We start from the raw sequence: 14,447 nt of genomic DNA, 5'->3' as shown, positions 1-14,447 counted from the left end.
CTACCTGCTGCTGCGCTGGCTGGTGTAGGAGCCCGGGGGGACGCCGAGTCCTTGCCGGCGACAGCCCCTCGGTTTGAATCACCAACGGCTCCCAGGAGGCGCCATGCAACTGCCCCTGCTCGACCTGCTGGCCCGCTACGCGCACCTGCTGTTCGCACTGGTCTGGGTCGGCCACAACTATGCCAACTTCGTGCAGAACCCGCGCTTCGTGCCCTTGCAGAACGGCATCGACGTCGCCACGCTGAACCGCGACCTGGAAGCCCGGATGAAGCGCGAGCACGGCATCTTCCGCTATGCCTCGCTGGTGGTCTGGGCATCCGGCATGACGCTGCTCTGGCAACGCGGCTGGCTGCCCGATGCCCTGTTGCTGCAAGGCCCGCTGGCGGTGATTGGCCTCGGCGCCTGGATCGGCACGGCGATGCTGCTCAACCTCTGGCTGGTGCTCTGGCCACACCAGAAGAAGCTGCTCGGCTTCGTCCCGGCGACGCTGGAGGAACGGGTGCGCTGCTCGCGGATCACCTTCCTCTCCTCGCGCAGCAACACCATCCTGTCCTTCCCTCTGCTGTTTCTGATGGCGGCCGGCGGTCATGGTCTGCATCTCTTCTGAGCGGCCCGGGCGCTACAACTTCGCCGCCGGCCCGGCGATGCTGCCGGCCGAGGTGCTGGCGCAGATTCGCGAGGAACTGCCGGACTGGCAAGGCAGCGCGCTGTCCATACTGGAACAACCCTTTACCGGCGCCGCCTTCAAGCAGCTGATGGCCGAGACCGAGCAACAGCTGCGTGCACTGCTGGCGATTCCGCCCAACTACCGGGTGCTCTTCCTGCAGGGCGGCGCCAGCGCACAGTTCGGCCTGCTGCCGCTCAACCTGCTGCGAGCCGGGCAATGCGCCGATTACCTGGACAGCGGCCACTGGGCGCGCAAGGCCATCGCCGAGGCGCGCCGGCACGCGCCGGTGAACATCGTCGCCAGCGGTGCAGCCGAGGCGTTCAGCGCCCTGCCCCCGTTCGAGCGCTGGCAGCTGGCCCCGGATGCCGGCTACTGCCACATCACCAGCAACGAAACCGGCAACGGCCTGCAGGTGCACGACTTCCCCGACCTGGCGGTGCCGCTGGTGGCGGACATGACCTCGGATTTCCTCACCCGCCCGGTGCCCGTAGAGCGCTTCGGGCTGATCTATGCCAGCGCCCAGAAGAACCTCGGCGTGGCCGGCCTGTGCCTGGTGATCATCCGCGACGACCTGCTGCGGGCTCCGCCACGCGGTTTGCCCGCGGCGTTCAGCTATGCCGTGCAGGCCGAGCAGGACAGCCGTTTCAATACCCCGCCGACCTTCGCCCTGTACGTCGCCGGGCTGATGCTGCGCTGGATCGCCCGTCGCGGCGGGCTTGCCGCGATGGCCACGGCCGCCCGGGAGAGAAGTCGACGGCTGTATCGGCGCATCGACACCAGCGAGTTCTACCGATGCCCACAGCAACCCGCGGACCGCTCGACGATCAACGTGTGCTTTCAGCTGGCCGATGCGCGCCTGCTCGAGACGTTCCTTGCCCGGGCGGCAGACGATGGCCTGTTGAACCTGCGTGGCCACGGCGCCATCGGCGGCGTGCGCGCCAGCCTCTATAACGCCATGCCGCTGGCCGGCGTGGAGCGCCTGACGGCGTTCATGAACGATTTCGAGCGTCTCCATGGCTGAGCGAAGCAGCTTTGCGGCCCTGCGCAGCCGGTTGGCACAGAGGCTCGCGCTGGACCTCGTCAGCCTCGCGTGCCGTATGCCGGGCCCGGCGCCCAGCCGGCCGCTCAGCGTGATGGGCCTGCATTTCCCCTCCCCCCTGGGCATCGCCGCCGGCTTCGACCGCGACGGCCGCCTCGCCCGGCGGGTCGCGGCGCTGGGCCTGGGCTTCAACGAGATCGGCAGCCTGACCGCCGAGGGGGTCGCCAGGCTCAGGCCGGCAGCCCCCGGCGAGGCGCGCCTGGGCATCAACCTGACCCTGGACGCCAGGCGCTCGGCGGCGGAAAGCTGTGCCCTGCTGCGTGACGCCTGGGCCCATGGCGACTATCTGGTCCTCAACCTGATCGGCCCCGCCAGTGCGCCGTTGCTGCAACAGGATGCGCGCTTGCGCCAGTTGCTCGCCGCGCTGCGCGAGCAGCAACGGCAGCTGAACCATTCGGGCGCACGCCGGGTACCGCTGCTGGCGAAGCTGCGCTGTCTGCCCGGGCAGATCCCCTTTTCCCTCGTCGGGCTGCTGCTGGAGCTGGGGTTCGACGGCCTGCTCGCCGCCCACGACCCCGGGCCGCCCGCGACACGCCAGCGCTACCGCGACTGGCAGCACGAGCCGCGGCAGGCCCAGGCCTGTCGCCAGATCGAACACCTGCGCCGCTTCTGCGGGCCAGAGCTGGCGTTGTTGTCGGTCGGCGGCATCCAGACCGCGCAGCACCTGGATGCCCGCCTGAATGCCGGGGCACAGCTGGTGCAGGTCCATGCGGCGCTGCTGCGCCAGGGCCCCTGGCTGGCGCGTCGCTTGTTGCAGACCCAACGAGGCTGATGCCGCCAGCCGCCCCGGCAACGCCACGGCTATGTCGGATCGGCCATGCCCAGCCCGAGCTGGCGGATCTTGCGTAGCTGGCGCACGCGCTCCAGGTTCTCCCAGGCCGTGGCGTAGTGCGACGGCGACTGCTCCAGCGCGCTGCGGAAGAACTGCTCGGCCTCGTTCAGCTTGCCTTCGACGAGGCAGACATAGCCCACGTCGTTGCTGGCCTGCGCCCGCGAGCCGATCTGTTCGAAGGCCGATAACGCCTCTTCATAGCGCGCCGTGCGGGCCATCAGCAGACCGTAGTTGCGCCACAGCGGCGCGTAGTCGCTGCCGTGGTCGAGGGCGCGGCTGTAGGTGCGCTCGGCCTCCTGCCAGCGGCCGGCCATGTAGTAGGAATAGCCGAGGCTGTTGTGTACCAGCAGCGAACGCGGCTCGACCTGCAGGGCCAGCCGGTAATAGCGCTCGGCCAGGGGGAAATCGTTGGTCAGGTCGGCCAGCACGCCGAGCGCGTTGTACAGGCGCACGGGCGACTGCCGGTCCACCACGAGCGCATCCGGCGCCGGCAGCCCGGCCGGGCGCTCGCCGCCGAGTCGCCGCTGGTCAAGCAGCAGCGCCCTGTAGAGCAGCGCGCGGCCCTTCTCCTGGTCGCGCTTGGCCAGCTGCAGCATGCCCATCTCGGCCAGCGCCTCGAGATCGTCGGGCGAACTGCGCAGCACCTCGTCGAAGGCCAGCTCGGCGAGCTGGATGTTGCCGCGCTCACGATGGATCCGCCCCACCCAGACCAGCGCGGAGTGGCGCTTGGGATCGAGCTCCAGCGCGCGCAGGTACTGGAACAGCGCCTGATCCAGGTCGCCCGCCCGATAGGCCAGGTCGGCAAGCTGCAACGCCTGCTCCAGCGAGCCGGCCTGCTGGCGGGCCCGGTACAGCACCGAATTGTTGCCGGAGTAGATGGAGCGTTCGCTAGGCTCCGGCCCCATGGACTGGCAGCCGGCAAGCACGGCCGCCAGGGTCAGCAGCAGACTGATTCTTCTCATCTCACAATCTCCCGAAGGCTTTGAGAACGCCGATCATGGCGGGGCCGATGGCGACCAGGAAAAAGCTCGGCCACAGGCAGAAAATCAGCGGGAACACCAGCTTGGTACCGATCTTGGCCGCCCGTTCCTCGGCCGCCTGGGTCCGCCGGTCGCGAAACTCCTCGGCATAGACGCGCAGGGTGTCGGCGACGCTGGTCCCGAAGCGGATGCTCTGTGCCAGCAGGCTGACCAGCCCGCGCACGTCTTCCAGGCCGGTGCGCTCGGCCAGGTGCGCCAGTGCCATCGCGCTGGGGATGCCGGCGCGAATCTCGGCGTTCACCATCGCCAGCTCCTCGGCCAGCTCGGCCTGGCTCACCGCCAGCTCCTCGGCGACCCGCTCGATGGCCTGCGGCAATGCCAGGCCCGACTCCACGCAGACCACCATCAGATCGAGGGCATCGGGGAAGGCCCCGCGCAGGCGCATCTGTCGTGCAGCCTTGCGCTTCTCGACGAACAGCGCCGGCGCCAGCCACCCCAGGCCGACCGCCAGCCCGGCGGCCAGCAGGCCATTCATCAGTGTGGGATTGCTCACCACCGGCAGCCCCAGCAGGGTCGCCACCAGCAGCACCAGCGGCAGCAACAGGCGGATCGCCCAGTACATCTGCACCGCCGAGGCCGAGCGGTAACCGGCGTGCTGCAGCAACGTCCGGGTGCCGGACACCTGCTTGTCGTCGGGACTGACGAAGCGCTGCCCCAGTTGCTCCAGCAGCAGTTGCAGATGGCCCTGCGGCGCTTCGCCGGCGCCCCGCTCGCCGCCGCGCTTGATCAGCGCCAGGCGCCGCCGTACCGGGTCCTGCAGCCCCATCACCAGCACGGCCATGGTGCCCACCGCCAGCGCCACGCTCAACGCGACCGTCAGCAGGAAGACCAGGCGCACCAGCTGTTCGTCGCCGACCACGCTTGCAACCAGACCATACAGATAGTCCATGATCGCGCCCTCGCTCAAACCTGGATGCGGATGATCCGGCGAATCCAGAAGATGCCCACCAGCATGGCGCCGAACGCCGCCATGCTGAGTTTCTGCCCGATCGGCTCGTTGATCAGCAGCGGCAGGTACTCCGGCGTGGTCAGCATGATCCCGGCGGCCAGCACGAAGGGCACGGAAATCAGCACCCAGGCCGACATGCGTCCCTCGGCCGAGAGCGTCCTGACCTTGCGCTGGAAACGGAAGCGCCCACGGATCAGCCGGCTCAGGCGCTCCAGCACCTCGGTCAGGTTGCCGCCGGTTTCGCGATGGATGAGGATGCTGGTCACCAGCATCATTACCGTCATGCTGGGCACCCGTTCGAGCAGGCCGAGCATGGCGCGGCGCACGTCGTTGCCGTAGTTGATGTCGGCGAAGGTCAGGCCGAACTCCTCGGCCACCGCGCCCTTCTGCTCCTCGGCCACCAGGCGCAGCGTCTCGTTGAACGGATGGCCTGCGCGCAGGGCCCGGCACATGGCATCCAGCGCATCGGCCAGGCCCTCCTCGAACGCGGCGAAACGCCGGCCACGGTCGCGGCCGATCTTCAGGATCGGCAGCCAGAACGCCAGGAACCCCAGCGGCAGCGCCAGCCACCACAGATGCGTCAGCAGCCAGCCGGTCACGGCCACCAGCACGGCCAGCAGCACACCGAGCAGCACGACGCGATGAGCACGGTAGTGGTGCCCGCTCTGCTCGATCAGCTGCGCCAGCCTGTCCATCAGCGGCAACTGCTCCAGCGCCGCGTCCAGCGGAGACAGGCGCTTGAGGTACTTCTGGCGCAGCAGCACCTGCATGTTCGGCAGCTCGCTGGCCTGTTCGAGAAGATGCAGGCGTGCCCGGATGCGCTTGCGCACCCGCCCCGCCTCGCCGAATACCGGCACCGTCAGGCCCTGGCTGAGCAGGAACACCGCAACGAAGACCATGCCGAGGAAAATCAGGATGAATTCGCTGGGAATCTGGCTCATGGCTGCAGGGCCTCCATCCAGTCCGGGCGGAACAGTTCCAGCGGCAGCTCGATGCCGCGCTTGGCCAGCACGTCACGGAAACCCGGCACCATGCCGGTCGGCCGGTAGTCGCCGAGTACCGCGCCATGCTCGCCGATGCCGCGGCGTTCGAAGGCGAAGATCTCGGTCATGGTGATCACCTCGCCTTCCATGCCATTGATCTCCTGGACGCTGACCAGCCGGCGCTTGCCGTCCTCCTGGCGTTCGAGCTGGATCACCAGGTCGATGGCCGAGGCGATCTGCTGGCGCAGGGCCTTGGTCGGGAAGGTCGCGCCGCTCATCGACACCATGTTCTCGATGCGGCTCAGGGCATCGCGCGCGGTATTGGCGTGGATGGTGGTGATCGAGCCGTCGTGGCCGGTGTTCATCGCCGCCAGCATGTCCAGCGCCTCCGGGCCGCGCACCTCGCCGATGACGATGCGATCCGGGCGCATGCGCAGGCTGTTACGCACCAGTTCGCGCTGGTTGACCTCGCCCCGCCCCTCGATATTGGCCGGGCGCGTTTCCAGCCGCACCACATGGGGTTGCTGCAATTGCAGCTCGGCCGAATCCTCGATGGTGACGATGCGTTCGTTGTGCGGGATGAAGCTCGACAGCACGTTGAGCATGGTGGTCTTGCCGGTGCCGGTGCCGCCGGATACCAGCACGTTGAGCCGGCCGCGCACGATGGCCTTGAGCACCAGAGCAATGGCCGGGGTCAGGGTGCCCATCTGGATCAGGCTCTCGGCGTTCAGCAGGTCCACCGCGAAGCGGCGGATCGACAGGCTCGGGCCGTCGATGGCCAGCGGCGGGATGATCGCGTTGACGCGTGACCCATCCTTCAGCCGCGCATCCACCAGCGGCGAGGATTCGTCGATGCGCCGGCCCAGCGTGGAAACGATGCGGTCGATGATGTTGAGCAGGTGGCGGTCGTCGCGAAAGCGCACGTCGGTACGCTGCAGCTTGCCGTGGCGCTCGACATAGACCGAGGCATGGCCGTTGACCAGGATGTCCGATACCGTGCCGTCGGCCAGCAGCGGCTCCAGCGGGCCCAGGCCGAGCACCTCGTCGGTGATCTGCTTGATGATCTGCTGCCGGCCGGCGGCGCTGACCGGCGCGGCATGCTCGTCGAGCAGGCGCTGGCAGATCTCGCGAATCTGCCACACCGCGTCGGCTGGTTCGAGGGAGTCGAGCAGCGACAGGTCCATGACCTTGAGCAGTTGCTGGTAGATCCTTTCCCGCCATTGGGCATCGGTCGGATTGAGCTGGCTGCGGGTCTCGTACGGCGGTTCGGCCGCCACGCGTTCCCAGGCCATGGCGGTATCGGCCCGCATGGGCTCGGCACTGGGTTCCGGCTGCCTGGCCGGGGTTCGCTTGCCTGCCTGCAGGCGGTTGCGCAATTCGCTGAGCATGGTCATCCCCTGAATAGTCGGCCGAAAGTACGCTTGAGCAGGCCCGACTCGGCGGCTTCGTGGCCGATCAGGCCCAGGCTCAGCTGGCGGATGCCCTGGGTCAGCGCCGCGCGCGGCGCATGCAGGCCCAGCGGCACACCGGTGTTCTGGCTTTCATTGATCACCGCATAGTCGTTCGGCAGCCGCTGGGGCTCGCCGCAATGCAGGGCGTCGGTGATGTCCTTGAGGCTGACCGGCGCCGACTTGTCGTAGCGATTGACCACGACCTGCAGGCGGTCGCCGTGAATGCCGAGGTCCTCGCGCATGATCCGCACCAGGCGCGCGGCATCCTTGAGATGGCTGAGCGACTGCTGCAGCACCACGTAGACCTGGTCGGCCTGCTCCAGGCTGATGCCGGTGAGGTGATCGATCTGCCGCGGCAGATCGATCACCACCCAGTCGTACGTGGTCCGTGCCAGGGCTAGCAGCCCCTCGAGCTGTTCCAGCTGTACGTCCTGGGTCAGGCACAGCTCGCCGGCGCGCCCGCCCAGCACATCGAGCGTCGGGCTGAAGTGGCTGCAGAAGCCGTGCAGCGCGACGCCGTCCAGGTCGTCGATCCGCTGCAGGACCTCCATATGGCTGTGCGCGGGGTGCACGTCCAGGCAATGGGCGACGCTGCCGAACTGCAGGTCCAGATCCAGCAGCAACGTGCGCCGGCCATGGGCGCTCAGCGTGTGGGCCAGGTTGCAGGCCAGCATCGTCGCGCCGGAGCCGCCCTTGGCGTTCATGATCGCGATCAGCTTGCCGCCGCCCGCCTGGCCGTCCCGCGCTTCCAGCGAGATCCGGCCAATCGCGGCGAGCAGCTCATGCGCCACCACCGGCTCCGGCAGGAAGTCCCGCGCACCGGCCTGCATCGCCAGGCGCATGCAATCGCGGTTCTCCAGCGGACCACAGACCAGCAGCGGCGGGCGCTGCTGGGCCGGGTGCTGCTGCAGCGCACCCAGTTCCTCGCGCCACAGCTGGCTGACGTGCAGCAACAGCATGTCCGGCCGCTGTTCCAGCCCGTACAGCGGGTCGGTGTGGCCGTTGCTCACCAGCCGCGTGCTGACCTGCAAACCGGCCAGTGGCTGGATCATCGCCTTCAGGCGCGCCAGCGCGGCGGCATCGCGGCTGCTGATCAGCATCCGCAGCGCCTGGCGGCTGGCCGTGGGGGTGGAGACTTCGGCGGTATTCAGCATGGGGTGATCTCCGGAGAAACACCGGGCTCGGCATGGCGCCCGAGGCTTTCGCGCGGCAGCGTCGACAGGAACGGCGGCAGGGTGAACAGGCCCTGCATGCCAGGAATCAGCAGGTCGAAGGTGAAGTTGTCCACGCGCAGCTGGACATAGCGGATGGCACCGAAGCCGGCGGTGCCCGGCGTGGCGATCGCCGCACCGTTGCCGTCCAGGTAGACCAGGGTCAGGTCGGCGGTCTCCAGGCTGGCGATCAGGCTGCTGGCGCCGGCATCCTCGGCGGCGTTGAAGATCGCCCGGCGCAGGATGCGCGGTTCGTGGATCTCGCACACCGCGGCCAGGCGCGCGCCACGGCGCACCGTTTCATTGAGCGCGTTGACGGTGAAGAACAGCCGGCCCATCTCCAGCACGCCGAACAGCAGGACGAACAGCAGCAGCCCGACGATGGCGAACTCCACCACGTACACGCCACGCATGCGTTTCGCGTTCATCACAGCGCCCTCATCACGGTGGTGGCCACCAGCGGGAATGCCAGCGGGACCCGGCCGGCGCCGAAGTCCGGCAGGCCGCTCCCGATCACCGGCTGGAACGGATAGGTGATGCTGACCTGGACGTGATCGCTGCCCTGCACGCTGACCGCCACGTGCGCGGGGCTCAGGCCGCGCACCAGCGGCTGGCTGCCGGCCAGCGCGACCGGCACGCCGTACACCGCCAGCGAGCGGGCCTGCTCCTGCAAGGCCGTCGTCAGTTCCATGCGGCCCAGGGTGCGATTCCAGGCCTGGCCGGCGACGAAACGGCTGGCATCGCGGCTGGCCTGCAACAGGCTGTTGTACTGGAACAGCAGCCGCCCTACCTCGCCGATCGCCAGCAGCAACAGCAACAACAGCGGCAGCGCGATGGCCAGCTCGACCATCGCGACACCGCGTTGTGTCCGTGCGCGAAATCCCTGGGTTACCATGGCCGCCTCCTACGAGTCGCTGCTCGGCGTCCGGTTGTTGTCGATATAGGTCTTGAACAGCTGGATGATCTGCGGGCCGCCGTCGTTCACCGGGTCGCTATCGGGCACGTTGTCGCCCTCGCATTCGCTGACGAACTGGCCGAAGATCTGGGCCTCGTTGCCGGTGCCGGTGGGCAGCGGCTGCACCAGGAAGAAACAGCCGAAGCCCAGTACCGGCACCGAGGTCTGGCCCCCGGAGCTGCCGCTGCAATCGCCCAGCACGATCTTCAGCATGCGCCGTTCGAATACCCCGTCCGCCCGGCAGCCATTGGGGCAGTCGGCCACGCGCTGGCGCCAGTCGTTGTAGTCGAGCAGCGCCGCGCTCGCGGTCGAAAGGTTGCCGGCGTTCGAGCTCACCGCCTGGCCCTGATACTCGGCCTGCGCCGTGGCGTTGTTGTAGCTGATGGCCGGCGAGCTGTAGTCGGTGACCAGATCGGGCGGGTATTCGCCAGCGCTGTTGGACAGTGCGCCGGCATACTGGCCGAAGCGCGTATTGAAGCCCTGCGAAACCGGGCCGACGGTATTGCCGGGCTCGGTTTCCACCGCCTTGCCGACGCTGTTGCACTGCTCGATGCCACCGGCTAGCGCTTCACGAACGTCCGCGCCGCCGGCGCTGTCGCCCAGGCGGATCAGCTGGAAGTTGCCCGGGCCGATGGCCGGGCTGTTGCCGGCTGCGCCCTTGAGCACTTCCAGGTCGCCGAAGCGATAGCCCCAGAACATGCCGGCATCCGGATCGTGCTGGCCGGGATTGCCGCACACCATGAGCGGCGCGATGTTGCAGGGGCTGGTCGGGCTGGGGCCGGCGGTGGCGATCGCCGCCACCGCCTTGTTCGTGTCGTTGCCGAACGCCTGCAGAATGCCCCAGAGGAACCCCGCCAGGGGCAGTTCCGCCACGCTGACGCGCACGTAGCGGGCATCCGCCGGGCCCGGGAAGGAGAACGGCCCGTAGACGCTGGCAGAGAGGTCGACGCGCAGGATGCTGCCCAGGTCGTCGCCCAGCGCGCCGGCCAGTTCGCCATTGCCGGCCGCCTCGGCATTGCGCCGGAACGTCTCGCGCGCGGCGTCCTGCGTCAGGCTGCCGGCATTGCCCGAGCCCGTGACCTGCTGCAGGGTCTTGGCCCCGCTCAGCGCCGCGGCGTCCACCGCGTTCTGCAGGCGCGTCTTGTTCACCAGCATGTGGCTGCCGTCCAGGGCCAGCGCGCCCATCAGCAGCATCGTCGCCAATGCCACGACCACCAGCACCATTACCGCGCCACGCTGGCGATGCGGCAGCGGGCGCGTCATACGCAGGGCGTTCATCGTGCAGGCCTCAGTTTCCCACGTTGATCTGGATCGGCTGCGCGACCTGTTGCGCGTCGCCGGTGATGCCGCGGTAGCCGTCGAGCACCTGTTCGGTCAGCGGGCCATCGGCACCGACCGGCGATAACGCGGTGCCCGGATCGGCCGCGGTGTTCTTGTCGGCGATCTGCTGGTAGAGCGTCGCATTGACCGTACTTCCCAGCGGGCCGACGCGGCCTTCCTGATAGGGAATGCAGCCGGCCAGCAAGGCGAACAGGCAGGCGTAGGGCAGAATTTTCATGATGGCGACTCCGCTTACTTGAGGTCGTGGCCGAAGCGGCCTTCGCTGACGCCGAGGCTGGCCGGCACCGTGCGGCCGGAGCCGCTGCCCTTGGTCTTGCCCAGCAGGTAGAACTCCGCATCGCTGGGTTCGACGAAACGCTCGGTGGGCAGCCGCACCGCACGGGCCTCCACCGGTTGCGCCAGGTGCGGGGTCACCAGGATCACCAGTTCGGTCTCGCCGTGAATGAACTGCTGGCTGCGGAACAGCTGCCCCAGCAGCGGCACGTCGCCCAGGCCGGGGAAACGGCTGACGAAGTCGCGGGTGTTCTCGCTGATCAGGCCGGCGATGGCGATGGTCTGGCCGTTGCCGAGTTCGACGGTCGACTGGGCGCTGCGCTTGGTCAGCGACGGGATGACCTGGGCGACGCCGTTGCCGAGGATGCTTTCCAGGCCGGTATCCAGCACCAGCGAATTGGCGTTGGAGAGTTCGCTCACCGACACGTTCAGGTTCAGGTTGATGCGCCCGCTGTCGAGCACCACCGGCAGGAACTTGACCCCGACCCCGAATTCCTTGAACTCGATGGTGATGCCGTCGTCCTCGGTGATCGGCACCGGGAACTCGCCGCCGGAAATGAACTCCGCCTGCTGCCCGGTCAGGGTGGTCAGCGTCGGCTCGGCGAGCACCTTGGCCGAGCCGTTGTCCTTGGCCGCCTCGAGCACCACGTTGAAGAGGAAGTTGTCCGAAAGGAACTGGCCGAAAATGCCGGTGCCGTCACCGAACAGGGTGGTCGGGTTGACCAGGCCGTCCTCGTCGAAGCCCAGGCCGGCGCCATTGTTGAAGCCCCCGCCCGACCAGCGCCCGGACGAGCCGAAGTCCAGGGCGTTGAAGCGCACGTTGAGGTTCTTGAACAGGTTGCGCTGTATCTCGGCGACCTTCACCTCCAGCATCACCTGCTGGCTGCCGCCGATACTGAGCAGGTTGATCAGCTCCAGCGGTTGCGCGGGTTGCGCCGCCGGGGTCGTGCCCGGGCCCTTGGCCTCGCCGGCGGCCTGCTCGGTATAGCTCCTGGCCAGCTTGAGCGCGCTGTCCATGGCCGCGGCGCTGTTGACCTGGCCACGCAGCACCAGCGCGCCCTGGGCACTGAATACCTCGATGGCTTCGTTGGGCAGGACCTGATGCAGCTTGCCCTTCAGCCCGCCGAGATCGTGCACCACCTCCAGATCGAGGCTGTCGATCAGGCGATTGTTGCCGTCCCACAGCAGCACGTTGGTGCTGCCCAGCGAACGGCCGAGCAGGTAGAGCTGGGTCGGGCTGGTGATGAGGATGTCGGCGATCGCCGGGTTGCCCACCGAGATTCGCTTGACCGCGGTGCGGGTGGTGAGCACCCGTGATTTGTAGATCGGCACCTGGATGTCGCCGACGTTCGCCGCCGGCGTGGCCACCGTCGCCGGTCGCGTCTCGGCGCCCGCTGCCACTGCGGCCAGCAACGCCAAGGTGCCCAGCACCAGGGCCAAGCCCCCCACTCTGCGCATGCTTTTCATATCCGTCTCCTTGCCTGTCGGGCCGCCATGGCCACGCGTAATCGGCGGGCTCGCCCTACAGGCCGACGTTGGTCACGTTGACCTGGGTCCCGCGGATGATCGTCACCCCCACATTGGCGGGCGCACGGCGGCTTACCAGCGGCTTCGGCGCGACGGCAACCGGGGCCGGCGGCGGAGCAGCGGGTTTCTTCTGGTTATCCAGGGGGTTGCGCAACGCCAGCTGCAGGCGCCCTTCGGTCATGGCCTTGACCAGCGTTTCCGCCTCCTCGGAGCCCATCTCCAGCGTCACCGCGCGCACCACCACCGGCTGGGTCTTGTCGGTGCTGGCGGTCTGGTCGACGGCGAGCACGCGCAGATCCTCGAGGATGGTCCTGGCCTCGGCCTCGTCGCCATTGCCCTTGCGCTTGGTGGCCAGCACATCGACGCGGTTGCCGGGCAGCAGGAAACCACCGACGCCCACCACGTCGTCGACGCGCACCGACACGGCGCGCTTGTCGGTGGCGATCAGCGAAGCCAGGGTGCTGCCGCCCAGGTGTTCGGCGAGGCGCGCGCCGCGCAGCACGTCGCCACGCAGCAGGCCGAAGGTGGCGATCTTGCCGATCACGCCCTCGGTGGTATCGAACGAGTCGTCCGGTACGGTGCCCTTGGGCATGCGCACCAGCGTCACGTGCTGCGCCTCGACCATCTGCCCGAAGGGAATTTCGGTGGTGGCGACCACCACGCCCTGCGAGTTGTCGTCGGGACCGGCGTCGAGCCTTGCGCTCAGCCAGTTGTTCGCCATCCAGACCGCTCCGAGCCCCAGCAGCAGGGACAGCGCGATCAGCGTGAGAGTACGGGAGCCCATGTCTGTATCTCCTTATCCGAGAAATTCGAGCTGGACGAAGTAGTTGCGCCAGGCCCAATACAGATCGTCCGGCGTCAGCGGGCCAGCGCGTTCCATGTAGCGCTGCCGGTCCAGCGCCATGCCCAGCAGGTCGCGCGGATGGCACGGCACCAGCGGCATGCCTTCGGCCTCGTAGAGATCGCGCAGGACGTAGCGCAGCAGCAGCGGGTCGAAGGCGATGCCCAGGCGCTCGCCTTCCTGCCGCCAGATGCGCTCGTATTCCGGTGGCCTGAGGTAGCCGAAGCGCAGCTTGTAGCCGATCCGCCGCAGGAAGGCCTCGTCGGCCAGCTCCAGCGGATTGAGGTTGGTGGAGAACACCAGGATCATGTCGAACGGCAGCACGCACTGGCGCCCGCCGCCGAGGTTGAGGAAGTCGCGTTTCTCCTCCATCGGCACGATCCAGCGGTTGAACAGCTCGGCCGGCGGCATCCGCTGGCGCCCGAGGTCGTCGATGATGAACAGGCCGTTGCTCGCCTTCAGCTGCAGCGGGGCCAGGTAGCGCCGGCTGAAGGGGTCGTAGCGGATGTCCAGCTGTTCCATGCTCAGTTCGCCGCCGGAAACCACCAGCGGGCGCATGCAGCACAGCAGGCGGCGGTCGATGCCCTCGCTGAGCAGCAGGCTGTTGTGCTGGTCGCTCTCGCCCAGGCGCTGGTGGATCTGCGGGTCGTAGATCTCCACCACCGCGTCGTTGACCGCGATGGCGTAGGGCAGCCAGATCGCCTCGCTGAACAGGCGAACCAGGCGCACGCTGATGTAGGTCTTACCGGTGCCGGCGGGGCCGTAGATCATGATCGCGCGCCCGGAATTCACCGCCACGCCGAGCTGCTCGAGCAACTCCCCGGGCAGGATCACGCCGCTGAATGCCGAACGCATGGCCTCGGCATTCACCCGTGCGTGATGGATCGTCTGCACCTTGACCAGCGAGCGGTAGGTGCTCGCCGGGAACGGCGCGGCGCCGACATAGCCGCTGCGCTCCAGCGCATCGCGCGCCGCGTTGCGCCCGCGCTCGGTCAGGCCATAGCGCAGGGCCTGGCCATTGTGCTGGCCGAGCACCTCGATCCGGCCATCCTTGCGCAGCAGGCCGAGCACTTCCTCCAGCACGGTGCCGGGCAACGCCAGCCGCTCGACCAGCCGCGACAGGTCCAGCGCTCCGCCTTCATGCAGATGCTTGCACAGCAGGTCGGCGAGCAACTGGTCGCTCAGCCCGGTCTCGGCGATGGTGCGCGGCTGCGGCGCCAGGCGCTGTACCGCTTCGCGCTCGTTCGGGTAGGCGTCGCTATTGCTGATGGCATGCAT

15 protein-coding genes are annotated in these 14,447 nt (G+C 68.3%); 3 read left to right on the top strand and 12 right to left on the bottom strand.

The window, feature by feature from the left end; genetic code table 11:
- Nucleotides 1-103: 103 nt before the first annotated feature.
- Genes CXK94_RS17280 through CXK94_RS17270 form a run of 3 tightly spaced genes read left to right on the top strand, consistent with a single transcriptional unit; the run spans nucleotide 104 to nucleotide 2,538 of the window.
- Nucleotides 104-607 carry a urate hydroxylase PuuD gene (locus CXK94_RS17280; RefSeq protein ID WP_037040076.1) on the top strand — a complete coding sequence of 168 codons (504 nt, stop codon included), beginning with the start codon at nucleotides 104-106 and terminating at the stop codon, nucleotides 605-607.
- Nucleotides 588-1,688 carry a 3-phosphoserine/phosphohydroxythreonine transaminase gene (serC, locus tag CXK94_RS17275; protein ID WP_102895261.1) on the top strand — a complete coding sequence of 367 codons (1,101 nt, stop codon included), beginning with the start codon at nucleotides 588-590 and terminating at the stop codon, nucleotides 1,686-1,688. The genes CXK94_RS17280 and serC overlap by 20 nt, the downstream gene beginning before the upstream one ends.
- Nucleotides 1,681-2,538: a phosphoserine aminotransferase gene (locus CXK94_RS17270; RefSeq protein WP_102895260.1), complete on the top strand. Its 858-nt coding sequence runs from the start codon at nucleotides 1,681-1,683 to the stop codon at nucleotides 2,536-2,538. Before serC ends, CXK94_RS17270 begins: the two co-directional genes overlap by 8 nt.
- 29 nt (nucleotides 2,539-2,567) lie before the next feature.
- Here CXK94_RS17270 and CXK94_RS17265 read toward each other — a convergent pair whose 3' ends face one another.
- From CXK94_RS17265 to CXK94_RS17210, 12 genes are read right to left on the bottom strand one after another with little or no spacing between them, the layout of a single operon-like run.
- Complete coding sequence (locus tag CXK94_RS17265; RefSeq protein ID WP_102895259.1) at nucleotides 2,568-3,560, bottom strand: tetratricopeptide repeat protein; 993 nt, start codon at nucleotides 3,558-3,560, stop codon at nucleotides 2,568-2,570.
- A gap of 1 nt (nucleotide 3,561) precedes the next feature.
- On the bottom strand, nucleotides 3,562-4,527 hold the full coding sequence (locus CXK94_RS17260; protein WP_102895323.1) for a type II secretion system F family protein: 966 nt from the start codon (nucleotides 4,525-4,527) through the stop codon (nucleotides 3,562-3,564).
- A 14-nt stretch (nucleotides 4,528-4,541) separates the two neighbouring features.
- Nucleotides 4,542-5,528: a type II secretion system F family protein gene (locus CXK94_RS17255; protein ID WP_102895258.1), complete on the bottom strand. Its 987-nt coding sequence runs from the start codon at nucleotides 5,526-5,528 to the stop codon at nucleotides 4,542-4,544.
- The gene (locus CXK94_RS17250; RefSeq protein WP_102895322.1) at nucleotides 5,525-6,958 is read right to left on the bottom strand and encodes a CpaF family protein; all 1,434 of its coding nucleotides are present in this window, start codon (nucleotides 6,956-6,958) and stop codon (nucleotides 5,525-5,527) included. Before CXK94_RS17250 ends, CXK94_RS17255 begins: the two co-directional genes overlap by 4 nt.
- Before the next feature lie 2 nt (nucleotides 6,959-6,960).
- The gene (locus CXK94_RS17245) at nucleotides 6,961-8,175 is read right to left on the bottom strand and encodes an AAA family ATPase (RefSeq protein WP_102895257.1); all 1,215 of its coding nucleotides are present in this window, start codon (nucleotides 8,173-8,175) and stop codon (nucleotides 6,961-6,963) included.
- The gene (locus tag CXK94_RS17240; RefSeq protein WP_102895256.1) at nucleotides 8,169-8,660 is read right to left on the bottom strand and encodes a TadE/TadG family type IV pilus assembly protein; all 492 of its coding nucleotides are present in this window, start codon (nucleotides 8,658-8,660) and stop codon (nucleotides 8,169-8,171) included. Before CXK94_RS17240 ends, CXK94_RS17245 begins: the two co-directional genes overlap by 7 nt.
- Nucleotides 8,660-9,127: a TadE/TadG family type IV pilus assembly protein gene (locus tag CXK94_RS17235; protein WP_102895255.1), complete on the bottom strand. Its 468-nt coding sequence runs from the start codon at nucleotides 9,125-9,127 to the stop codon at nucleotides 8,660-8,662. The genes CXK94_RS17240 and CXK94_RS17235 overlap by 1 nt, the downstream gene beginning before the upstream one ends.
- 9 nt (nucleotides 9,128-9,136) lie before the next feature.
- A complete protein-coding gene (locus CXK94_RS17230; protein ID WP_102895254.1) occupies nucleotides 9,137-10,465 on the bottom strand; it encodes a Tad domain-containing protein in 1,329 nt (442 codons plus the stop codon).
- Between the two features lie 10 nt (nucleotides 10,466-10,475).
- Entirely contained in the window at nucleotides 10,476-10,745 is a 270-nt protein-coding gene (locus tag CXK94_RS17225) for a hypothetical protein (RefSeq protein WP_037040094.1), read from the bottom strand.
- 14 nt (nucleotides 10,746-10,759) lie between these two features.
- On the bottom strand, nucleotides 10,760-12,268 hold the full coding sequence (locus CXK94_RS17220; RefSeq protein WP_102895253.1) for a type II and III secretion system protein family protein: 1,509 nt from the start codon (nucleotides 12,266-12,268) through the stop codon (nucleotides 10,760-10,762).
- 55 nt (nucleotides 12,269-12,323) lie between these two features.
- A complete protein-coding gene (gene cpaB / locus CXK94_RS17215; protein WP_102895252.1) occupies nucleotides 12,324-13,112 on the bottom strand; it encodes a Flp pilus assembly protein CpaB in 789 nt (262 codons plus the stop codon).
- Between the two features lie 12 nt (nucleotides 13,113-13,124).
- The gene (locus CXK94_RS17210) at nucleotides 13,125-14,447 is read right to left on the bottom strand and encodes an AAA family ATPase (RefSeq protein ID WP_102895251.1); all 1,323 of its coding nucleotides are present in this window, start codon (nucleotides 14,445-14,447) and stop codon (nucleotides 13,125-13,127) included.

The organism is Stutzerimonas stutzeri (assembly GCF_002890915.1).
Classification (GTDB): Bacteria; Pseudomonadota; Gammaproteobacteria; order Pseudomonadales; family Pseudomonadaceae; genus Stutzerimonas; species Stutzerimonas stutzeri_AF.
The sequence above is the reverse complement of the archived record's forward strand: the minus strand, read 5'-3'. Positions and strand labels throughout refer to the sequence as shown.